Raw genomic sequence first — 17,981 nt, forward strand, 5'->3', positions numbered from 1 at the left:
GGAGACACAGATCATGCACTGGAAAACAGCTCTTACGGCAGCTTTAATGGTGTCGCTCGTCTTCACCGCAGGATGTACCGATTCTGATTCAGCCAAGCAACCGTCGAAAATCAAGGCAGATCCGCAGGTGGCTGAGCCGACGCCAAATCTCGAACCGGTCAGTGCCCCTTTGTCCGACTATGGAAAATATGTGCCGCTGAAGAAAAAGACAGACCAGATTTCGCTCGGAACACATCAGACATACAATTTATCGTCGTTTTTTGCCGGTCAAAACGTCCTGGTTGCTCCGGACTATCTGTATCAGCAATCGATCTACTATACGCACGTTAAACAAACGAGTGATACAACCATTAACAGTTACATTTACCGCTACAGCCAAGGGTCGAACGATAACCAAGTGCTGCATACGGTCAACCGGACGATCGGTATGATGACCGGAGTGTCGCATTACCTGTTTTGGGTCGAATACAATCAAACCAAGTCCGGACAAAAATGGGCGATTCGCTTGATGGACTTGAAGACGGAAAAAATCAATACGCTTGATCAAGGCATCAGCCGTTATGACACGGCGATTCCTTATCTGGATGCGTCCTCAAAACGGGTATCCTGGATGACGCATGAAGCGACACCGACCCGAACGAAAACCATCCTCAAGTCGTTTGATGTCGCGGAAGACGCCATCATCATCCATCAGCAATATATGTTAAAAGAAGGCGAAAAACGGAATGGACAGTACCCATTTGACTTCCGCCGGAGCGATGCCGGGCTGATTTTGCATACAAGTACGTTTAAGAACGGTCATAAAACGCCGACGCTCGAGACGTTTGACGGTGCATTCAGCCGACGAATGAACGGACAGATTGATTTTGAACACAATAAAAAGTATGTTGCAATCGGCGAAGAAGGCTCCGCTCTCTTCATGCCTAAGAAAGGACGACAACCGGGGTACCAGTTCAAACCGTCGGACAACCGGTTGACGGTTGATGCATTCCGCTTTTTAGCGGCTGATCGGGTCATTTTCCGGGAGAGTATGACGCGACTCTGGTACGCCGATCTTGCGCGCGGCACCGTTGCTCCCTTGACGGAAATGGCCGATACGACGTCCAAACCGATTCATGTCAACGGGAAGCTCGCATATGGGGTATCGGACGACGAACAGATTGAATTCCATGTCATCGATTTAAAAAAATGATTGGTTAAGACCGTTCTTTTCGTGTGAAAAGGACGGTCTTTGTTTTGTCCGGAGGGGTCCATTTCGAGCGTTCCGTATGCTACACTTTTGGTAATAATTAGTCATGAGGAGGAAATACGATGACGAAACATCGGTTGTACACGACAGCGTTTTCGAGTGTCTATCCGCATTACGTGACAAAAGCGGAACGCAAGGGTCGGACGAAACAGGAAGTCGATACGATCATTTGCTGGCTGACCGGTTACTCCGAGCAACAACTCGCAACGCTGACAACAGATCAGACGACATTCGAAGCCTTTTTTGCGGAGGCGCCGGACATGCAGGAACGGCGATTGTTAATCAAAGGTGTCGTCTGCGGCGTCCGGGTCGAAAATGTCGAAGATCCGTTGATGCGGGAAATCCGCTATCTCGACAAGTTGATTGATGAACTGGCAAAAGGAAAAACGTTCGAAAAAATCTTACGGTAAGAATTGAAGGAGGAAAACATCGTATGCTGACTACCATTGCTTCACTCTTCGCTCTCGTCACGATGTTAATGAGCGGTGTTTACGGCTATGTCTATTTTCAGAAAAAACAAGAAGGCATCCCGCTTTCTCCCCGCACGAAAGCGGTCTTTACGTCGTTGATCATTATCTTCGGTACGGCGTCACTTCTGATCACTCAGTACTAAAAAAAACCGGACACCTCAGGCAGGTGTCCGGTTCTTCTGTCTATTCTCGTTAAAAACGTTCCTCCAACCAAAGCAAGGTGTCCGCTATCATCTGATCCGACACGGTATGGTTGATGAATGGATATTTGAAAAACGTCAAATTATTGTTCGTTCCAACAGACTGTTGGACATAGTGTTCTTGCGTTTCAATCGGAATGACTGCATCGCGTTGTCCATGTACGAATAACGTTGGTGTAGACTGTTTTTGTAAGACAGGATCATACGCCCGTAAGCGTCGTTCTTCTTCTACCGTTAAATCGTCTCTTTTGTCACGGCTTCGGAAAAGCTGTTCCGAAAAGAGGAAGGAGCCGGACCCGTTGATGTTAATCACCCCTGCGCTGCCGTTGTGTTTAGCAGCAGCACCGCTTGCGATGAATCCTCTCATCGAGACACCAAGCCAAATGATGTCCTCTCTTGGAACGTTCAGTTGCTGAACGAGTGTGCTCGATTCCTTGATGCTTTGAAACACGACTTCCCAAAAGTGACGTTCGACGACGCCCGAGTTAAAATACGTTGCTAACGCATCACGGCTGTCATGCAGGTGGAGTTCCGGTACAATGACGGTAAATCCTTTATCAGCAAGCATACCGGCAAATTCCTCGTATTTGGTAACACTTGATCCCCAGCCATGATATAAACAAATCGTTTTACGGTATTTTTGATGTTTGGCTGGATATGTCCGGATCGACAGAACGGAATCATTTAATGTGCGCATCTGTATGTCTCTTTTTCGATTTAGATGTAAATTGATTACAACTATGTAAGTTGCATGAATTATCCATTTTTTGTTATGTTTGTGAACGAGAGGAGGAGAAACATGCACTTACTCTGGTTCAATCTGATCATGTTTTGCTTTTACTTCCCCAGCCTGATTCTGCACGAATACGGGCATGCGATCGTCGGCCGCCTGATTGGTCTGAGGCTAAAATCAGTTTCGATCGGGAAAGGCGAACCCTTCTTACGCATCGGTCATTTTTCCGTCGCCCGAAAGCAATTTTGGGAGGGACTCTACCAATCTCACCCGTCAGAGATTCCGCGCCGTCGCGGACAACGAGCAGCGATGTTACTCGGTGGAGTTGGTGCCAACTTTATCGGTGGTGTATTCGTTTTTATTCTAAGTCAGCTCTTTCCAAGCCCAATTATGCAACTGTTGGCTCTGCCCTTCATTCAGATGTCAGTCATTTCGTCCTGTTAAATCTGATTCCCATTCGCTTGACTAGTGGTGTTCCAAGCGACGGACTGCAGTTGAAGCAACTGTTTTTCAACAAAAATCAACGGATATCCTGACAGGAGTGGAGTTCATGTTAAAACCATTGCTGTTTGCAAGTAGTCTACTGCTCGTCGGATGTGCTTCTTCCGAGCAACCGAAAACCGTTCCGTGGGGTGAAAATACACCGGCTCAAATGGAACGACTAAAAGCCAATGACATTGAGTTTACAGTCAAGGGCGACCAATTACTGATCCCGCAAGATCAGGTCGATCAAGCGACAAAGTGTTGTACCTGATGTAAAAGATATAGCGGCCACTCCTAGACAAATCAGGAACCAGCCGCTATTTTGTATTGATTTAAGAATCGGAATGATCCAGTTCTTTTTGTGTCCGGCGTAATGAGATTTTTGTGAAGATCCACTCGTACAGTTGTAAGAATGCAATTACGACAACGAATGTCACCAGTACTCTCAGCCAGTCATTTAACGTCTCCGGCATCCCACGCAGGAAAAGCATGACGATTGCAAAAAAGAGACCGCCGGTAAGGTGTGTCCAAAAATGTTGTTTCATTTTCTTCTTGAAACTGCGTTCGTCATCGACTTCCGTATCATAAATCCCTTCCATTGCCATCTTCGCTAACGCATAAAAAACATAGACGATGACATAGACGAGACTGGCTCCCCAATGTGAAGCCGGACGGTCCAAAATGAATCCCCGGACAATCAGGTCAAGCATCGCCAGGACGATGATAAACAGTCCCGCCTGATGAAACGCCAGCAACTCCTTCATCTGTGTCCGTTCATCCGCTACAGTTTCAATCCCTAACCATTGTTTTAACTTATTCATCGGCTTCCTCCCAAAATAGCGTATTTAAATCAGTGTGCAACGCATGGGCAATCTCAAGACACAGCTTCAGGCTCGGATTAAATTTACGCGCTTCAATCAGGGCAATAGTTTGACGTGTCACCTTCACACGATCGGCCAATTGTTGTTGCGTCCATCCTTGTTCCATTCGTTTTGATTTCATCGGACTCATGCTTGGACTCATGTTACTCACCTACTTCAAAGATTTTCCTTTTTCAGTATGTCATATATAGTTAACATATGCAATGTATAAATGACATTCTTCTGATCATAAACTGATTCTATGATTTACTTTTTAATAAAATTCATATAATCCGTCATCGAAATATTGGAATGTTTCTTCTGAGATTGGTGAAAATCCATATCCGGAATAGAACGCATCAAGCATCTGGACATCCTTTCGAAAAGACCGTGTCGCCAAGGCTTCATCGTAGCGGGGATCGCCGACCGTCATTCCGGCTACATCGATAAATGCAACGATTTCATTGTCTCGGACCAACAGATTGTCCGTCGTACAATCTCCGTGTATCCGCGTCGCCGGAACAGGTTCCGGCTGCTTGGTGAATAATGCGTTAAGTAACTCGCGCGAACCATTTGTCCATCCCTGTTTAATATAGTGATCGGCTTGAAGCAGCTGTTTATTCAGCCAGTCTTTTGAAGAATGGGTGGAGCTAGTCTCCCTCGTATGAAGCTGTCTGAGGAACCGTCCAAATGCACGAATCAGCTCAAGACGCTGCAGTTCGGAAGCATTCGCCAGTGCCGTTGTCAACGTCTCACCTGCTATGTATGACATCAATAAATAATCCTGTTGCTCGTCTTCCATATAATCAATATACGTCGGAATAATGATATGTTGTGACTTGAACGTCTGCATCACTGTCGCTTCCTGCGCCAACCACTCGCGGTATCGAGGTAAGCTTGCCTGCTTGAGGATATAGGTGCCGTCTAACGTTTTCACATAGTAGACGATGGCTGTTCCCCCCTGCACGGCAACGGGATGGATCGAATAGATCAAACCGACTTGTTGCTCGATCCGTTGCCTGATAACACATTTCATATCAGCACTCCATCCCCGACCGTAAACGCCTTAAACGCAACAGGTGACGACAACCGGATCCAGGTCGACGGTTTACCGTACTTCATCGAGGCATCGATAAACGTTTCCAGTGTCTCGACCGACGGCGTATACAATTTGACCATGAAGTTAAACGTTCCGGCGAGCCGGTGGCACTCGACGACATCCGGGTGATCTTTGCAAAACGTGATAAACGCGTCGCATCGCGTATCTTCGAACATCAAAATCGCCATGATTGTTTTTTTAAGCGCAACGGGATTCATGACGGCGCGGTACCCTTCGATGACACCGCGGTCCTCGAGTTTCTTGACGCGTTCGTTGACTGCAGGCGTCGAAAGACCCACCGTTTTGCCGAGTTCCGTCCAGGACATCCGCCCGTCTGCCTGCAACGTCCGGATAATTGCGTAATCAATTTCGTCCATTTTTAAAACCTCCTAATATTATGAAGACATATCTTAAAATTACCATTCATTTTCAGGTGAAGCTACTGAAAAACAAACAAAACCAGCTGTCCGGTCCCGTTTTTCTTTCGTACAATTAAGACAGATCAAACGAGACGTGAGGTGAACGACATGCAGGCAACAAATTGCACCCGCTGTGCGGAAACATTTGAAGAAGGTCAGGAAACGTATCATTGTTCGCACAACTGTACCTTTTGCAAAGAGTGTACCGAGACGATGAATTCGATTTGTCAAAATTGCGGAGAAACATTAGTCCAGGTAGAACGGTAATACATACAGCAAGGGAGCGGATCATTGGAATCCGCTCCCTTCGTTCGTTATTCACGTGTCGACACCTTGCGTTCTGCCAGCCGGTCCTTCGCCTGTTCCTGATGTTTCTGAATCGTACTTTCTCCGACCGCTTTTGCCAGTCCCCGCGTCGGCAGATTGACATACATCGTCTCGTAGTTGCTGATTTCAAACGTCTCATGGAAAATCCCGACGGCATGACTTGCACGGGCCGACTGATTAAACTGTTTCCACGCGGTCAGGTGACGGTTGCCGTGCGAATAGGCAATCAGAGCGTCGGAGGAACGCCAATACTGAATCAACGTGACTGACCGCCAACCGACGAGCATCTCATGCGACAACAAACCAACCTGCTGCTCATAACATTCCTTGATCATCGGTGTCATCGCCTGAACGGCCGGTAACCATTTCCGGACCGCTCGCAGACGGTTGATCCGTAACCCGATGATAAATACGACGACGTCTTCATTCGGTGTCGCGATCACGCGTTTCATCGTCTTTTCCTCCTTCAAGTGTCTGAATCGACGCAGCACACCATTCGAGCAAAGCTTGTGTCTTTCGTTTACCGTAATCGAGCGTCAACAGCCAATACACCGCTTCGTTTGTTTCAGGATAGGCACGAATCGTTCGTTCAATCATGTGGTACGTCTCCAACCGTTCACGGAGCAGAGCGGCATGCTGGTCGATTTTTTGAATCGTCGTTTCTTTTGACTCATGACGAGCAAAATAGAGTTTCAGTAACAGTTCATTCCGCTGGACCGGCAGTTCGGTCGTCGGCTCCTCGACCCAGCGTCTGAGGTCGGCCTCTCCGTCCGGTGTCAGAACAAAGGTCTTCCGGTCATCCCCTTCTCCGGTTTCTTCAACGATTAATCCTTCCTGCGCCAACGTCTTCAGCATCGGATAGACCTGTCCGAAGCTGATTTTCCAAAAATGATTGAGACTTGTATCAATCGTATGCTTCATTTCGTAGCCTGACGTACAGCCGCTCGCAAGTAACCCTAAAATCGCATACCGGGTCATGTTTTCTTTTGGCATCGGTTTCTCCTATATCTTTTAGATAGTATCTTTTAGATATATATTCCCGGTCTTTCAGTTACTAAACGAATATCCAGAATTTTTAACGGTTGATTTCATTTCTTTCATCAAGTATGTTACCCTATTTACAATTATTAACAAAGGAGGTACGTGATGCACGCGATTCAAAGTTACTTCATCCTGTATTTAAAAATCATGGTGACGGATAAAATTCCTTTTTTGTGGACAATCGGACTGCCGCTTGTGCTCGCACTGGCGTATGGCACCCAAAATGACTTTACATATGCCGACTTCCTGTCCTTCATCCCGCTGTTCTGGGGCTATATCATCTTATCGACGTACTTGAACGGAATCGGACTCCAACTGGCCCGGATGCGGGAACGAGGGTTGATGAAAACCTATATCATGATTTCCGGAGATAAGCTGAGCTGTATTCTTGCGATGATCCTTGTCCAAGTCGTGTTCGCCGCGGTCAGTCTCGTCTTTTTTACGGTGACGGTGTCGCTCGTAACAGGATTCTTTTCGTTTCAACTGATTGGACTTTCCCTGCTCGTCCTGCTCGGCAGCCTGCCGCTCGCTTTCGCAAGTACATTGCTGACACTTGTGCCGTTTAAGATCTCCAGCATGGCGACACTTGCCAACATCGTCATGTACCCGTTGTTTTTAGTGTCGACCCGCCAAAGCGAGCAGTGGTTCAGTTACTTAAATCCGTTTTATACGATCCGTCAGTTGTCGTTTGAGATCCTTCACTTTTTCAAAGACCTCGATGTGTCAGTCGACGGACTGACTTTGCTGTTGGCGCTGATTCTTTATCTGCTGAGCGGTCTTTTCGCCATCAAACGTTTTAACTTATTGTCCATCTTGACCCGTTAAGGAGGAAACCCATGATTGTTCAACACCTGCAATTTGCTTATCCAAAGTCCCATGCGTTATTACATGACGTGACGTTTACGCTACAACCAAACAAGCTCAATGTGTTGATTGGCATGAACGGCTCCGGGAAAACCACTTTATTTGACTGTATGACGGGTGCTTTGCGTCCGCAGGCAGGTGACATTACCCTGCCGGACCAATCCGATATCCTCTATCTGACGCAATCCATCTATTATTCCGATGAATTAAAGGGAAAAGACGTCGCCTATTTCATCGGCCGGCTCGCCCAACTCACTGATTTTAAAAAACAAACGACCTACAGTGCTTCGTTACAGAGCCGACGCGAAATCGATTTATTCCATCATCTCTGGCAAATGAAGGTCGGGAAGATGTCGGCTGGCGAAAAGAAATGGTTGTTCGTCACGTTGTTGACGACGATCCCCCGCGCATTGTACATATTTGATGAACCGACGAGCGGTGTGGATCCCGCCACCCGCCTGCACATCATGCGCCGATTCGAAAAGTTGATTGCCGACGGTCGGACCTGTTTGTTTTCGACTCATCAGCTGCATGACTTATTGCACACGGATGCGCATGTCATTTTCCTGCATGACGGGTCGATTGTTTATGAAGGAGATTTTCAGGACTGGTTACAGACGTTTCAAACGACCGATCCGGACGTCGCGTTCACAAAAATGCTTGACCTGGCAACTGAACCGGAACGTGCCAACACGATGCCTTAATGGGATCGTGTTTTTTCTTACATTCTTGTAAGCTCCTCTTCTTTTTTAGGGCAATGAATTCGTTTCGCTATACACTAATAGAGTTTTCATTTTCCTAAAACAGAACGGGAGTTTTTTTTGCTATGCCTTATCTTTTAAAAGTCAGCTTATTCAGCCTTGTCCTGCTGCTTGTAGGATGCAGTCAACCGGAACCGGAACCAACGCCCCCGGTTCCAGCACCAAAAGAATTGCTCCGAAGTGAGACATTTTCGCCGCTCGGACAAAGCAACAGTTACGATTTAACGGCTGTCCATCAGCGGTATCCTTACCTGTCCGGTCCGAGCTACATCGATGAAACCGCTTTGTATTTTTACGCCTCAAATGAGAAAAACAGCCTCATTTTTCGTTATTCCTTAACGGATCAAAAGCTGCAAAAATTGTATACGACGAAGCAATCCATTTACAAACTGGTCGGTGTCGGACGGCAGTTATTTTGGATCCGTTATCAAGATCATGCGAATGACAGCACATGGACACTGGAGACCATGGATTTAGCCACCGGTTCCATCCAACAACTGGATCAAGGAACCGAGCCGGAGCATTTTTACCCGGATTTGCAGACGACAGCGACGCATGTCTCCTGGATCAAACATATGAAAAAGAACCGTCAGACACAGTCGCTCGTCCAAAAATATGATGCAGCGACCGGGTACGTCACGACACAAAAAACACTGACATTGAAGGAAACAGCAACCCGGACCGGAGCATATGCGCAACATCTCAGGGACGGAGACGGCGGAATTCTTCTCGATCAAACCACGTACAAAGCGGATGAGAAAACGACCGCCTACACGACACTTTCCGGAAAAACGATCAAAAAAGCCACGATGCCGCTTGATTTTGCTTATGGGCGGCACTATCTCGCAACGGGTGCGGAAGGAAACGCTCTGTTCCAGTCGCATGGGTCGAACCGGACATCATATTACTATACGACACCGGAACCGTATGATCTGGTTGATGCCTTTTGTTTCCTGTCAGCCGATCATGTCGTCTTCCGGGAAGAACAGCATCAACTCCTTTATGCGGACCTGATAAACGGGACGGTTGTTCCGCTGACGGACAAGGAAGGCGAGTATTCGAAACCGGTTTTCACGAACGGTCGACTCGGTTACAGTGTGGTCCGGGATGACGGAACATTACATTTCCACCTCATACAACTCAAAAAATAAGGAAAACACAAAACCCGTCCTGTCATGGAACGGGTTTTGTCGTCTTCCTTCCATTCACTGTTGCTCCGCGTACGCTTTAAAACGGTCAAGAATCGCCTGCCAGCCCGCTTGTTGCATTTCGGGCGGATTCGTCGACTCCGCTTCAAATGTTTCGACAACTTCCGTTTCATCACCATTCGCCGTAAACAGAATCGTCACGTGGCGTCCGTCGTCAATCGTGTACGCTAATTTTTCATAAAGAATCACCTCTAGGTAGACGCCGGAAAAATCAAAGCCGACACTTCCATCCTTTGCCGCCATGTGACTGGAAAAACGACCGCCTGCCTGGACATCATTCGTCGCTTCTGTCGTATGCCAATCATCGGAGGCGGCATTCCAGGCTTTGATGTGTTCCGGTTCCGTCCAATACGTCCAGACTTCGGCGACAGGACGTTGGATTACGGTCTGGATTTGAATTTCTTGAGCATGGTTCATGTGAATCACTCCTCTGTAAGTTCAGAATCTGTTCTTTGTTTAACGTTCTGCTTTAACTGAGCAAATCCTTCTTTTAAGAAAAATGGTTTATTTTGTCAATCATTCAGGTATACTAACTTTACAGTTAATAAAAGTTAACCGGTTAATAAAAAGGAGTGTTAATAATGGAACAGCAGGCGATTTTGATTCTCGAACAGTACGACCAACTCAAAGTCATCAGTGATCCGATGCGGACAAAAATGCTGATGCATCTGATTGAACAGCCACATACCGGTCAGCAATTGGCTCAAAAACTCGACGTCTCCCGGGCAAAGATTTTGTATCATCTGCGGGAACTCGAAAAGTATCAGTTGATTCAACTCGTCGAGGAAGAAGTCCGAGGCGGAAATGTATTGAAGTTTTATCAGGCGGTCGCCCGCGGATTCATTCCGGCTGATCATCTCCTGAATCTTGTCGAGACGAAACAAGCGACACGCCAGTCTTATGTCGAGGTGCTTGACCGGGCGAAAACACGTGTCTTGACGGCGCCTGACCGCTCGTTTGCCCCGCGTTCCTCTGACGTAGAGGACTGGGAAAGCCTGTCGTTCCAACAAGAACTGCGACTTTCACCTCAGCAATTCTTGACGTTTACAAAACGGTACCGGGAACTGTTGCAGGACATCGAACAGGAGCCTTCATCCGAAGCGGACAAGAAGTTATATTACGTGATGGCGACAGCGTTTGAGATTGACGCACCTTTAGTTCAAGAGGATGAGGAGGGAGGACATGCAGGCGACTGAGCCAAAAACGCATCACCCGCTCTTGCGGAACCGTTCGTTTCGAGCGCTTTGGCTCGCCAGCACCTGTTCCTTCCTCGCCTTATCGACCTACTTATTTGCCGAGCAATGGTATATCCTCCGCGTCTTGAAACTTGATGCTTATTTAGGTCTCGTCTTGATGCTGACATTGTTGCCGCGGATATTCTTGATGGTGGTGGGTGGCGTGATTGCCGATCGGTTCAAGAAATCAATCATTTTACGCTATTCCAGTCTGCTGCGGTTCGCCTTTGTTCTGCTGTTGCTGTCCGTCTATCACTTCGAGCTGTTGACGATCGTTCCACTCGCTGTATTTGCTTTTACGTTCGGTTGTATCGATGCGTTTTTCTCCCCTGCCAGTGCGTCCCTGTTGCCCCTTCTCGTTTCGAAAGAAAATCTGACACGGGCCAATTCAATTCTTCAAACCTCCAATCAGATGGCGTTGTTCTCCGGCCCGTTGCTCGGCGGCGTACTGCTGACCTTTTCTTCGTTTCACTTCATATTTTTGACGATTGCACTGTTTCTTTTGCTCGCATCGCTCTGTACCCTTTTCATTCGCGAACATCCCGTCGACAATCCGACTCGGACCTCCGCTTGGCTTGAGCTCGTGCAAGGATTTCATTATGTGTTATCCGACCTGTACTTAAGACGGATCCTCTTCCTGCTGATTATCATCAACTTCTTCTTTTTTGGTCCTTTGCTGATGGGGATTCCCCTGTTGGTCGACCGGGTTTTATTGGGTGAAGCCCTTGATCTGAGTTATCTCCAAGGTGCGTATCAGCTCGGCATGCTGCTTGGGGCTGCCTGGATCGGCTTCAATCACTCAATCAACCAGTCGTTTCGCCTGTTGCTGTCGTTGATTGGTCTGCTTGGAGTCGGTCTTGGGTTACTCGGACAAATCGAACACGTCTGGCAAGGCGTTCTGCTGCTGCTGACAATGGGAGGCATCTCCTCCATCATCAATGTTCTGATATTGACGACGATTCAAACGACGACACGGCCACAGATGATGGGACGGGTCATGAGCCTTGTCAACGCCTCGTCAAACGGCTTGGTTCCATTGTCTTATGCGGCCTTGTCTCTTTCGCTGTCATTTGATGTCCGTCTCGAACAGATTCTCTTGTTATGCGGCTGCGGTATCGTTTTTGTGGTGTGTGCTGCCTTCGTTCGGATTCGGTGAACGCGTCAAAAAAGTCATGTCCCGTCCGTTTCAGGGGGATATGACTTTAACTTGTCGAAATGAATAAACAGCACCGAAGAATCATGACCCATTGAAACAAAACTAATCCGTGAGGAGGATGCCTGTATGAATATAAACATCTGTCAACTGTCAGCTCATGAGAATCCTCCGATGGAGCTTTTGCTATTAGCGGACCCGTCTCAGAAACTAGTCGAAGAATATGTAAAGAGAGGTCGTTGTTTCGTAGCTGAAACAAGGAGTCAACTGATTGGGGTGCATGTGCTCCTACCCACGAGACCGCAAACGATCGAAATCGTAAACATTGCAGTAGACGAGAAGTATCAAGGCAACGGCGTCGGAAAATATCTCTTAAAACATGCAATCCAAACCGCGCAAGCGATGGGCTACACAACCATTGAAATCGGGACAGGCAATTCAAGCATTGGTCAGTTGGCACTTTATCAAAAATGTGGATTTCGGATTGTTGGAGTTGATCTAAATTTCTTCTTGCGGCATTACGAAGAAGACATTATGGAAAACGGTATCCGGTGCACAGATATGATTCGGTTATCACAAGACTTATAAGAGTCTTTCTATACTCCTCTAGAACAACTCGTCGTCTATGATGAATGGAACACAGAAGGAGTAATTGGTGCAATGAAGTTTGTCCCAGAAAAACGATTCGAAGCGACAAAAAAGTGGCGCTTCTCGATAAAGAGAATAACCACCATCTTGTCTTCAGTATTAAGTCATGTCCGAGCTTAGGGCATGACTTTTGCGTTTAAATAACTGTCGTGAATTTTTTTGCCGTTTCATTCAGTTCATGCGCCGACTCACTGACGGTCTCGAACCGTTGCAACGTCTCTTCCATGACGGAGACACTGGACGAGGCATCGATATTTGCCCGTGTGATGCCCTGTTGAATCCGCTCCAGTTCCTTGTTCATCTGTTCCGTCGTGTCGCGGACGTTGATGACGGCGAGTTCAACGAGTTTTGAGAGATTACGGACTTCCGTCGCGACGACGTTAAAGCCGCTTCCGTGCTCACCCGCGCGTGCTGCTTCGATCGAGGCGTTCAGCGACAATAAGTTGGTCTGGGCGGCAATCTCTTTAATCGTCCCGGTGATTTTTGTGATCTCGGAAGACTGTTCCTGCAGATTCGTTAAGGTCCGTAAATTTTCCTTGGCATCATCCGCCATCTTCTCGATCGTTTGTTTGAGTTGCCGGCTTTCCTGTTTACCTTGCACGGAGCGGGCATCCAGATCCGTTGCGATGCCGGCAAAAGACGTCGCATACTCCTGGATGGTTTCTTGCCGGTCCGTGATATCAGAAGCAATCTTGACGACGCCGACGACTTTGTTTGCTTCATAAACCGGCATATAGGTCGCCTCCAGCCAAATCGAGTCGCCACGGGCGTCAATCCGTTCGATTTTATCAGCCGAGCTGAAACCGGCCAGCAGTTTGCTCCATAATTTCTGATACGCCTCACTGTTTGCAAAATCCGCTCGGCAAAACAGGTGGTGGTGCATGCCAATCATCTCATCGCGTTTGTACTTCATCGTCTTCGCGAACAAGTCGTTGACATCAACGACCCGGCGTTGTGTGTCAAAACGAATCATTGCGACATCGTGGGTCAGGGCTTCCAGAATATCAGCAGAAGCAAGGGTTGGGTTTGTTAGTTGAGGTGTCGTCACGTGGTTAATCTCCTTCAGGTCATCATTTCAAATTTCATCCATTTAGTTACGAAACTATTTTATAGAAAAACGTTTTTGTTTGCCATTTATCATAACAAGTCCCATTTCTGCTTCAAATCAATCTGCTCAATTTAAGAAAAACATTGACCCCTTTCTCAAAAGAGGTCTTTTTTGGGATTATTTTTTCATGCTTTACAACTTATTTCCAATCATGTATCATTTATATCGGGAGGCGATACATTGAGGAACGATACATCAGTTTTGACCGAGAGTACGTATTATGTTTTGCTTTCGTTGACGACACCAAAACACGGATACGCGATGATGCAGCAAATTGAACAATTAACGGACGGTCGTGTCCGGATGGGACCAGGCACGATGTATGGGGTCTTAAAGAATCTACTTGAAAAAGGCTGGATTGAAATTGTCGAAGAAGCCGGTCGCCAGAAAATTTATGGTTTGACAACAAACGGCTATGAAGTATGTTTGGCAGAACGAGCCCGTCTGTCGCAAGTATTACAGCATGCTAACGACTTACTTAAAGGAGCAACTGATGAAAAAATTCAAACTTTACCTAAATGATGAAACGGAAGAACGTTGGGTCAATGAGATGAGTCGTCAAGGCTGGCAACTGACGAAGTTTTCTCCGTTCGTCTACACGTTCGAACGGGAAGATACGGTCTATACGTACCGGAATGAAATGATTACTCAACGGCCAAACCGTTCTGAGTACTTCGCTTTTTTAGAAGAAACAGGTGTCGAAATCGTTCATGCCAATCCTTTTTGGGCATACTACCGGAAAGCCGGTACCGAAGAATCCTTTGAATTGTTTACGGATACAAGCTCGACCAAACGCTACTTAGAAAAGAAACTCCAAACGTATTGGATCACCCTACTGTTTTTACTGATCTCGATGCTGTCCTTGTTTTTAATCCCAAATATCGGACAAGAAATGACGCATCCTGTGACTGCTTCGGTGATGATCGGATTCGCCGTCCTTGAAGTTCTATTGATTGTAGCGATTTTCTCGATCATCTACCGGACTAAAAAGCATCTACGGTCGCTCTAACACCAAAAAAAACCTCTTCGATTTTATTATAAATCGAAGAGGTTTTGCTTATTTCAAGGCATAACCTTGCTCGTTCAATACTCGTTCCCATTCACTTAAGTACATATACTCCTGTTCGCCGAGCGGATTGTCGAGCTTCGTAATGAACTCGAGACTGTTGCCGTCCGGATCATTAAAATGAATCTTCGCATGGGCATGCTGGGCAATCGGCATGACGAACGGTTCCGTTCCTTCAAAACCAAACGCTTTACGTGACGTATAACCACGTTCCGTCAGCCAACGGACCGATTCACGTAAGCCGTCGAGCGAGACGTGAAAGGCGATATGCCGGATCGACGGATGATACGGCAACTCGACTTGGTCCGCTTGCCAGAGACCAAGCCAGCTCTGCTCTTCGACAATCCAGAGAAAGGCGATTTTTTCATCCACGATGTGATCAAGCTTCAATCCGAGTCCTGTATAAAACACAATGGACCGCTGTAAGTCGCGGACGGGCAGGTGTGCTTCATATAGGCCAAGAATCATCGCCGTTCACGTTCCTTGACGTGTCCGTTCAACGCCTCGATATAGCGGCTTGCCGAACGGGCGACGGCTGCATTCGCATCCGTAACGACGATTTTATGGAAGGCATCGTAGATTTGATTAAAGCGGACGTCTTTTAAGGCGGACGCCATTTCAGCGACGGTCGTTGCCGGTAACGGAATCAGGTTCGGATAACTGTACATGAAGCTGACCCACGCCCGGTCGGCGACGACACGGACGATATCTCCCGTCAGTAATATCCCGCGACCGTCGTTCCCGGTCGTCCATTCGAGAACGGTCGCCCCGTCAAAATGACCGCCGATCCGGTGTAAGATGACATCCTCACTTAACGCGAGTTGATCGCCGGACCAGAAGACGATCTGTTTACTCGGTCGTGTCACCCACTCTTGATCCGCTTCGTGAATATACAGCGGGATATCAAATGTTTCCGCCCATTCGACCTGAGTCGCATAATAATGCGGATGCGATAACGCCATCGCATCGAGTTGACCTACTGCATCGATAACGGTCTGATCGAGATAGGTTACGCAATCCCAAAGAATCCGTTTTGTTCCCGTTACAAGATAAGCCGTCTGTCCGATCCCGAATTTCGGCGTCGTGACCAGACTTTGAAGTCCCGCTTGTTCTTCTGTCACCGTCGTCTGATACGTCCCGGACGAAATCATGTCCGACAGTGTTGTCCACGACTGACCGTTCGGATTGACGTATTGCCGCTCATCCGTACAAATCGGACAGATGTCGTCCCGCGTCATGTTTTCATCCATCTGTACCCCGCACGTCGTACAAATCAAGTACTGCATCAAATTCCCCCCTGTGTTTACTGTTTTCTGAGACGCATCACTGTATAATAAATCAGTGCGAAAATGACCGCTCCAATCATAAATCCGAGTAAGACACTGCCGTCGAACGTTCCTGTTACAGCATACACAATGCTCAAGCCGACTAAGGCGCCGCATACAATCATCAAGATGCGGATCATCAGATTTGAGGTCCTCATATTGATCCCCCCTTCAAATATGGTGCTACAATGTTCTTGGCGCATCCGCCATCGCGTTTGCGAGAATCATGTAAATGATTAAATTGATCGGAAGCGGAATGACAATGAAAATCAGGCGGACGGCCAATGACGAGATACCGAAGTGTTCCGCGAGTCCGCCGCACACCCCTTGAATCGATCGGTCCGTCGCTGATCTGCGTAATGATTGTGCCAATCGTCTCCCCTTCTTTCTCTGATCGTATGTTGGATTAATCATCCATATGTTACAATAATTAGTATAACGTAACAGCGACTGGTTTGCAGGGGCAATCTCATCGAACCAGCATTCGCTAGAAAGGAACGATGAGATGGATATCTGGTATTTACTCCAAGAGCGAGCCGTTCCGGTCACGATTCTCGCATTACTGATGATGGGAAGTGCAGTCGTCGTCTTTACGGTATGGAAAAGACGTCTTGCCTTGTCGATGCCGCTGCGTCTGTTTACGACCATCGTTTGTTTAGTCTGCATTGTCGTTTCAGCCGGCTTACTGCTTTTTACGCTGTTCCTCGGGTATAACTCTTGAGAAGATGCACCCTAAAAAGACGTTACTTCCCCCTTCGGAAAGTAACGTCTTTTTTTATTCCCTTTCATCAAATGTCAGATTGACCGGTGTACGCGGTAACGACGTTTGACCCAGTTGGTTCGTTGTTGGAATACTACGCTCAACTTCATGAAAAGAAAATGAGTCCGCCCAAACTGTTCCTGCTTCCTCGAGTAAAAAACCGAAGTGAAGCGACAAGGCTTCTTCTGGAACATCCAGCACAATGGCGCAATATGTCCAGTCGGTTGAATCATGCAATGAACGGCCGGACATATTATCAAACTGTAGCGGATCACCGCTGATATCATCGACCCGAAACCATGCACCCGCCCGTCCTGCCTTCTCCGTCTTTAGAAAACCGGCGAACATCATCCGTTTCCCGCGGTAATCGACCGCCTGAATGCTTTGCATCATTGTCGCGAATTTACCTTTCGCCTTCTTTTTGGACATGTGGCTTAATTTTCCGGACTGAACTCCTTGATGTACGATATCCGAGTCCATTTCAAACTGATATTCTTCAGTGTCGGTCCCGCTCAAGAACCATCCTGTTGGTTGATTGGTTTGCATATGCCGTCTCTCCTTATCGGTTAATGTACTCATGATTTGGCGATAGCGCCGTGGCGGTAATCCGTATTGTCCTTTAAAGGCACGGGTAAAGGCTTCTTGCGACTGATAGCCACAATGAAGCGCAAGATCTAAAATCTCGTTGTCTGTCGTCCGCAAGATTCGTGCGCTGTCCGTCACACGTCTGATCCGAATGTACTCCCCTATCGTCTGTCCAATCCGTTTTTTAAACAGTCTTCCAAAGTGAAAATAAGAATACTGTACAGAAGCAGGCAACCGCTCCATTAAATCTTGTTTGTACAGATGTGCCTCGATGTAACGCATGGTTTCCCGCCAATCCTGTTCCTTCATGGGAACTTCCCCCCATTCCTTGTTTCTATATTCATTGTAATCGTGTATGCGTGATTTATTTTGATATTTTTTGCGGTC

General features: G+C 47.2%; 29 protein-coding genes. 15 read left to right on the forward strand and 14 right to left on the reverse strand.

Translation table 11 applies throughout. The features are described 5' to 3' along the window. Positions 1–13: 13 nt before the first annotated feature. From KNP87_RS03925 to KNP87_RS03935, 3 genes are all read left to right on the forward strand, one after another. Positions 14–1,192, forward strand: a complete 1,179-nt coding sequence (locus KNP87_RS03925) for a hypothetical protein (RefSeq protein WP_214720891.1) — start codon at positions 14–16, stop codon at positions 1,190–1,192. Between the two features lie 119 nt (positions 1,193–1,311). Beyond that, positions 1,312–1,659: a DUF2200 domain-containing protein gene (locus tag KNP87_RS03930; protein ID WP_214720892.1), complete on the forward strand. Its 348-nt coding sequence runs from the start codon at positions 1,312–1,314 to the stop codon at positions 1,657–1,659. A gap of 23 nt (positions 1,660–1,682) precedes the next feature. Next, on the forward strand, positions 1,683–1,862 hold the full coding sequence (locus KNP87_RS03935; RefSeq protein ID WP_028106243.1) for a hypothetical protein: 180 nt from the start codon (positions 1,683–1,685) through the stop codon (positions 1,860–1,862). 49 nt (positions 1,863–1,911) lie between these two features. On the opposite strand, the gene KNP87_RS03940 is transcribed toward KNP87_RS03935, so the two are convergent. After that, the gene (locus tag KNP87_RS03940) at positions 1,912–2,616 is read right to left on the reverse strand and encodes a serine aminopeptidase domain-containing protein (RefSeq protein WP_214720893.1); all 705 of its coding nucleotides are present in this window, start codon (positions 2,614–2,616) and stop codon (positions 1,912–1,914) included. A 102-nt stretch (positions 2,617–2,718) separates the two neighbouring features. Between KNP87_RS03940 and KNP87_RS03945 the strand changes: the two genes are divergently transcribed. Both KNP87_RS03945 and KNP87_RS03950 read left to right on the forward strand, forming a co-directional pair. Next, positions 2,719–3,096 (forward strand): M50 family metallopeptidase, encoded by a 378-nt coding sequence (locus tag KNP87_RS03945; protein WP_214720894.1) that lies wholly within the window; start codon positions 2,719–2,721, stop codon positions 3,094–3,096. Between the two features lie 106 nt (positions 3,097–3,202). Then, complete coding sequence (locus tag KNP87_RS03950; RefSeq protein WP_214720895.1) at positions 3,203–3,406, forward strand: putative periplasmic lipoprotein; 204 nt, start codon at positions 3,203–3,205, stop codon at positions 3,404–3,406. Positions 3,407–3,467: 61 nt separating this feature from the next. Here KNP87_RS03950 and KNP87_RS03955 read toward each other — a convergent pair whose 3' ends face one another. From KNP87_RS03955 to KNP87_RS03970, 4 genes are all read right to left on the reverse strand, one after another. Then, positions 3,468–3,956, reverse strand: a complete 489-nt coding sequence (locus KNP87_RS03955; RefSeq protein ID WP_214720896.1) for a DUF6773 family protein — start codon at positions 3,954–3,956, stop codon at positions 3,468–3,470. After that, a complete protein-coding gene (locus KNP87_RS03960; protein WP_239456920.1) occupies positions 3,949–4,158 on the reverse strand; it encodes a helix-turn-helix transcriptional regulator in 210 nt (69 codons plus the stop codon). Before KNP87_RS03960 ends, KNP87_RS03955 begins: the two co-directional genes overlap by 8 nt. A gap of 111 nt (positions 4,159–4,269) precedes the next feature. Further along, complete coding sequence (locus KNP87_RS03965) at positions 4,270–5,031, reverse strand: phosphotransferase (RefSeq protein ID WP_214720897.1); 762 nt, start codon at positions 5,029–5,031, stop codon at positions 4,270–4,272. Beyond that, on the reverse strand, positions 5,028–5,471 hold the full coding sequence (locus KNP87_RS03970) for an Lrp/AsnC family transcriptional regulator (protein WP_214720898.1): 444 nt from the start codon (positions 5,469–5,471) through the stop codon (positions 5,028–5,030). Before KNP87_RS03970 ends, KNP87_RS03965 begins: the two co-directional genes overlap by 4 nt. Before the next feature lie 150 nt (positions 5,472–5,621). Between KNP87_RS03970 and KNP87_RS03975 the strand changes: the two genes are divergently transcribed. Beyond that, a complete protein-coding gene (locus KNP87_RS03975; protein WP_214720899.1) occupies positions 5,622–5,780 on the forward strand; it encodes a DUF1272 domain-containing protein in 159 nt (52 codons plus the stop codon). 47 nt (positions 5,781–5,827) lie between these two features. On the opposite strand, the gene KNP87_RS03980 is transcribed toward KNP87_RS03975, so the two are convergent. Beyond that, positions 5,828–6,292 carry a DUF4188 domain-containing protein gene (locus KNP87_RS03980; RefSeq protein ID WP_214720900.1) on the reverse strand — a complete coding sequence of 155 codons (465 nt, stop codon included), beginning with the start codon at positions 6,290–6,292 and terminating at the stop codon, positions 5,828–5,830. Continuing rightward, the gene (locus KNP87_RS03985) at positions 6,264–6,833 is read right to left on the reverse strand and encodes a PadR family transcriptional regulator (protein WP_214720901.1); all 570 of its coding nucleotides are present in this window, start codon (positions 6,831–6,833) and stop codon (positions 6,264–6,266) included. Before KNP87_RS03985 ends, KNP87_RS03980 begins: the two co-directional genes overlap by 29 nt. Before the next feature lie 153 nt (positions 6,834–6,986). Between KNP87_RS03985 and KNP87_RS03990 the strand changes: the two genes are divergently transcribed. The 3 genes from KNP87_RS03990 (at position 6,987) to KNP87_RS04000 (ending at position 9,657) form a co-directional block, all read left to right on the forward strand. Further along, positions 6,987–7,706 (forward strand): hypothetical protein, encoded by a 720-nt coding sequence (locus tag KNP87_RS03990; RefSeq protein WP_028106251.1) that lies wholly within the window; start codon positions 6,987–6,989, stop codon positions 7,704–7,706. A gap of 11 nt (positions 7,707–7,717) precedes the next feature. Beyond that, the gene (locus KNP87_RS03995) at positions 7,718–8,449 is read left to right on the forward strand and encodes an ATP-binding cassette domain-containing protein (RefSeq protein WP_214720902.1); all 732 of its coding nucleotides are present in this window, start codon (positions 7,718–7,720) and stop codon (positions 8,447–8,449) included. A gap of 122 nt (positions 8,450–8,571) precedes the next feature. After that, a complete protein-coding gene (locus KNP87_RS04000) occupies positions 8,572–9,657 on the forward strand; it encodes a hypothetical protein (protein WP_214720903.1) in 1,086 nt (361 codons plus the stop codon). 54 nt (positions 9,658–9,711) lie between these two features. Here the strand turns inward: KNP87_RS04000 and KNP87_RS04005 are convergent, their stop codons facing one another. After that, positions 9,712–10,131: an SRPBCC domain-containing protein gene (locus KNP87_RS04005; protein ID WP_028106254.1), complete on the reverse strand. Its 420-nt coding sequence runs from the start codon at positions 10,129–10,131 to the stop codon at positions 9,712–9,714. A 164-nt stretch (positions 10,132–10,295) separates the two neighbouring features. On the opposite strand from KNP87_RS04005, the gene KNP87_RS04010 reads away from it, so the two are divergent. The 3 genes from KNP87_RS04010 (at position 10,296) to KNP87_RS04020 (ending at position 12,690) form a co-directional block, all read left to right on the forward strand. Then, positions 10,296–10,910, forward strand: coding sequence for an ArsR/SmtB family transcription factor (locus KNP87_RS04010; RefSeq protein WP_214720904.1), 615 nt, complete (start codon positions 10,296–10,298; stop codon positions 10,908–10,910). Next, the gene (locus KNP87_RS04015; RefSeq protein ID WP_214720905.1) at positions 10,897–12,105 is read left to right on the forward strand and encodes an MFS transporter; all 1,209 of its coding nucleotides are present in this window, start codon (positions 10,897–10,899) and stop codon (positions 12,103–12,105) included. The genes KNP87_RS04010 and KNP87_RS04015 overlap by 14 nt, the downstream gene beginning before the upstream one ends. A gap of 132 nt (positions 12,106–12,237) precedes the next feature. Next, positions 12,238–12,690, forward strand: coding sequence for a GNAT family N-acetyltransferase (locus KNP87_RS04020; RefSeq protein WP_483299334.1), 453 nt, complete (start codon positions 12,238–12,240; stop codon positions 12,688–12,690). Positions 12,691–12,886: 196 nt separating this feature from the next. On the opposite strand, the gene KNP87_RS17325 is transcribed toward KNP87_RS04020, so the two are convergent. After that, a complete protein-coding gene (locus KNP87_RS17325) occupies positions 12,887–13,798 on the reverse strand; it encodes a methyl-accepting chemotaxis protein (protein ID WP_214720907.1) in 912 nt (303 codons plus the stop codon). A 240-nt stretch (positions 13,799–14,038) separates the two neighbouring features. Here KNP87_RS17325 and KNP87_RS04030 point away from each other — a divergent pair, with 240 nt between their 5' ends. Continuing rightward, positions 14,039–14,380, forward strand: a complete 342-nt coding sequence (locus tag KNP87_RS04030; RefSeq protein ID WP_214720908.1) for a PadR family transcriptional regulator — start codon at positions 14,039–14,041, stop codon at positions 14,378–14,380. Then, positions 14,352–14,867, forward strand: coding sequence for a DUF2812 domain-containing protein (locus KNP87_RS04035; protein ID WP_214720909.1), 516 nt, complete (start codon positions 14,352–14,354; stop codon positions 14,865–14,867). The genes KNP87_RS04030 and KNP87_RS04035 overlap by 29 nt, the downstream gene beginning before the upstream one ends. A gap of 48 nt (positions 14,868–14,915) precedes the next feature. On the opposite strand, the gene KNP87_RS04040 is transcribed toward KNP87_RS04035, so the two are convergent. The 4 genes from KNP87_RS04040 to KNP87_RS04055 are packed head-to-tail and all read right to left on the reverse strand — an operon-like array spanning position 14,916 to position 16,621. Beyond that, positions 14,916–15,392 carry a VOC family protein gene (locus KNP87_RS04040; protein WP_214720910.1) on the reverse strand — a complete coding sequence of 159 codons (477 nt, stop codon included), beginning with the start codon at positions 15,390–15,392 and terminating at the stop codon, positions 14,916–14,918. Then, positions 15,389–16,210 (reverse strand): hypothetical protein, encoded by an 822-nt coding sequence (locus KNP87_RS04045; RefSeq protein ID WP_214720911.1) that lies wholly within the window; start codon positions 16,208–16,210, stop codon positions 15,389–15,391. Before KNP87_RS04045 ends, KNP87_RS04040 begins: the two co-directional genes overlap by 4 nt. A 17-nt stretch (positions 16,211–16,227) precedes the next feature. Beyond that, positions 16,228–16,407 carry a hypothetical protein gene (locus KNP87_RS04050; protein WP_214720912.1) on the reverse strand — a complete coding sequence of 60 codons (180 nt, stop codon included), beginning with the start codon at positions 16,405–16,407 and terminating at the stop codon, positions 16,228–16,230. Positions 16,408–16,432: 25 nt separating this feature from the next. Continuing rightward, the gene (locus KNP87_RS04055) at positions 16,433–16,621 is read right to left on the reverse strand and encodes a PspC domain-containing protein (RefSeq protein ID WP_012370394.1); all 189 of its coding nucleotides are present in this window, start codon (positions 16,619–16,621) and stop codon (positions 16,433–16,435) included. 133 nt (positions 16,622–16,754) lie between these two features. On the opposite strand from KNP87_RS04055, the gene KNP87_RS04060 reads away from it, so the two are divergent. Further along, a complete protein-coding gene (locus tag KNP87_RS04060; protein ID WP_035414132.1) occupies positions 16,755–16,970 on the forward strand; it encodes a hypothetical protein in 216 nt (71 codons plus the stop codon). A gap of 54 nt (positions 16,971–17,024) precedes the next feature. Here KNP87_RS04060 and KNP87_RS04065 read toward each other — a convergent pair whose 3' ends face one another. Continuing rightward, positions 17,025–17,903, reverse strand: coding sequence for a helix-turn-helix domain-containing protein (locus KNP87_RS04065; RefSeq protein WP_214720913.1), 879 nt, complete (start codon positions 17,901–17,903; stop codon positions 17,025–17,027). Between the last annotated feature and the right edge of the window lie 78 nt (positions 17,904–17,981).

The sequence above is a fragment of the Exiguobacterium sp. s192 genome (genome assembly GCF_018618795.1).
GTDB classification, from domain to species: domain Bacteria; phylum Bacillota; class Bacilli; order Exiguobacteriales; family Exiguobacteriaceae; genus Exiguobacterium_A; species Exiguobacterium_A undae.

Excerpts from the sequence above, each read along its gene's own strand:
- KNP87_RS03925 (WP_214720891.1), top strand. The coding sequence starts at position 14 with ATGCACTGGAAAACAGCTCTTACGGCAGCTTTAATGGTGTCGCTCGTC.
- KNP87_RS03930 (WP_214720892.1), top strand. The coding sequence starts at position 1,312 with ATGACGAAACATCGGTTGTACACGACAGCGTTTTCGAGTGTCTATCCG.
- KNP87_RS03935 (WP_028106243.1), top strand. The coding sequence starts at position 1,683 with ATGCTGACTACCATTGCTTCACTCTTCGCTCTCGTCACGATGTTAATG.
- KNP87_RS03940 (WP_214720893.1), bottom strand. The coding sequence starts at position 2,616 with ATGCGCACATTAAATGATTCCGTTCTGTCGATCCGGACATATCCAGCC.
- KNP87_RS03945 (WP_214720894.1), top strand. The coding sequence starts at position 2,719 with ATGCACTTACTCTGGTTCAATCTGATCATGTTTTGCTTTTACTTCCCC.
- KNP87_RS03950 (WP_214720895.1), top strand. The coding sequence starts at position 3,203 with ATGTTAAAACCATTGCTGTTTGCAAGTAGTCTACTGCTCGTCGGATGT.
- KNP87_RS03955 (WP_214720896.1), bottom strand. The coding sequence starts at position 3,956 with ATGAATAAGTTAAAACAATGGTTAGGGATTGAAACTGTAGCGGATGAA.
- KNP87_RS03960 (WP_239456920.1), bottom strand. The coding sequence starts at position 4,158 with ATGAGTCCAAGCATGAGTCCGATGAAATCAAAACGAATGGAACAAGGA.
- KNP87_RS03965 (WP_214720897.1), bottom strand. The coding sequence starts at position 5,031 with ATGAAATGTGTTATCAGGCAACGGATCGAGCAACAAGTCGGTTTGATC.
- KNP87_RS03970 (WP_214720898.1), bottom strand. The coding sequence starts at position 5,471 with ATGGACGAAATTGATTACGCAATTATCCGGACGTTGCAGGCAGACGGG.
- KNP87_RS03975 (WP_214720899.1), top strand. The coding sequence starts at position 5,622 with ATGCAGGCAACAAATTGCACCCGCTGTGCGGAAACATTTGAAGAAGGT.
- KNP87_RS03980 (WP_214720900.1), bottom strand. The coding sequence starts at position 6,292 with ATGAAACGCGTGATCGCGACACCGAATGAAGACGTCGTCGTATTTATC.
- KNP87_RS03985 (WP_214720901.1), bottom strand. The coding sequence starts at position 6,833 with ATGCCAAAAGAAAACATGACCCGGTATGCGATTTTAGGGTTACTTGCG.
- KNP87_RS03990 (WP_028106251.1), top strand. The coding sequence starts at position 6,987 with ATGCACGCGATTCAAAGTTACTTCATCCTGTATTTAAAAATCATGGTG.
- KNP87_RS03995 (WP_214720902.1), top strand. The coding sequence starts at position 7,718 with ATGATTGTTCAACACCTGCAATTTGCTTATCCAAAGTCCCATGCGTTA.
- KNP87_RS04000 (WP_214720903.1), top strand. The coding sequence starts at position 8,572 with ATGCCTTATCTTTTAAAAGTCAGCTTATTCAGCCTTGTCCTGCTGCTT.
- KNP87_RS04005 (WP_028106254.1), bottom strand. The coding sequence starts at position 10,131 with ATGAACCATGCTCAAGAAATTCAAATCCAGACCGTAATCCAACGTCCT.
- KNP87_RS04010 (WP_214720904.1), top strand. The coding sequence starts at position 10,296 with ATGGAACAGCAGGCGATTTTGATTCTCGAACAGTACGACCAACTCAAA.
- KNP87_RS04015 (WP_214720905.1), top strand. The coding sequence starts at position 10,897 with ATGCAGGCGACTGAGCCAAAAACGCATCACCCGCTCTTGCGGAACCGT.
- KNP87_RS04035 (WP_214720909.1), top strand. The coding sequence starts at position 14,352 with ATGAAAAAATTCAAACTTTACCTAAATGATGAAACGGAAGAACGTTGG.
- KNP87_RS04040 (WP_214720910.1), bottom strand. The coding sequence starts at position 15,392 with ATGATTCTTGGCCTATATGAAGCACACCTGCCCGTCCGCGACTTACAG.
- KNP87_RS04045 (WP_214720911.1), bottom strand. The coding sequence starts at position 16,210 with ATGCAGTACTTGATTTGTACGACGTGCGGGGTACAGATGGATGAAAAC.
- KNP87_RS04050 (WP_214720912.1), bottom strand. The coding sequence starts at position 16,407 with ATGAGGACCTCAAATCTGATGATCCGCATCTTGATGATTGTATGCGGC.
- KNP87_RS04060 (WP_035414132.1), top strand. The coding sequence starts at position 16,755 with ATGGATATCTGGTATTTACTCCAAGAGCGAGCCGTTCCGGTCACGATT.
- KNP87_RS04065 (WP_214720913.1), bottom strand. The coding sequence starts at position 17,903 with ATGAAGGAACAGGATTGGCGGGAAACCATGCGTTACATCGAGGCACAT.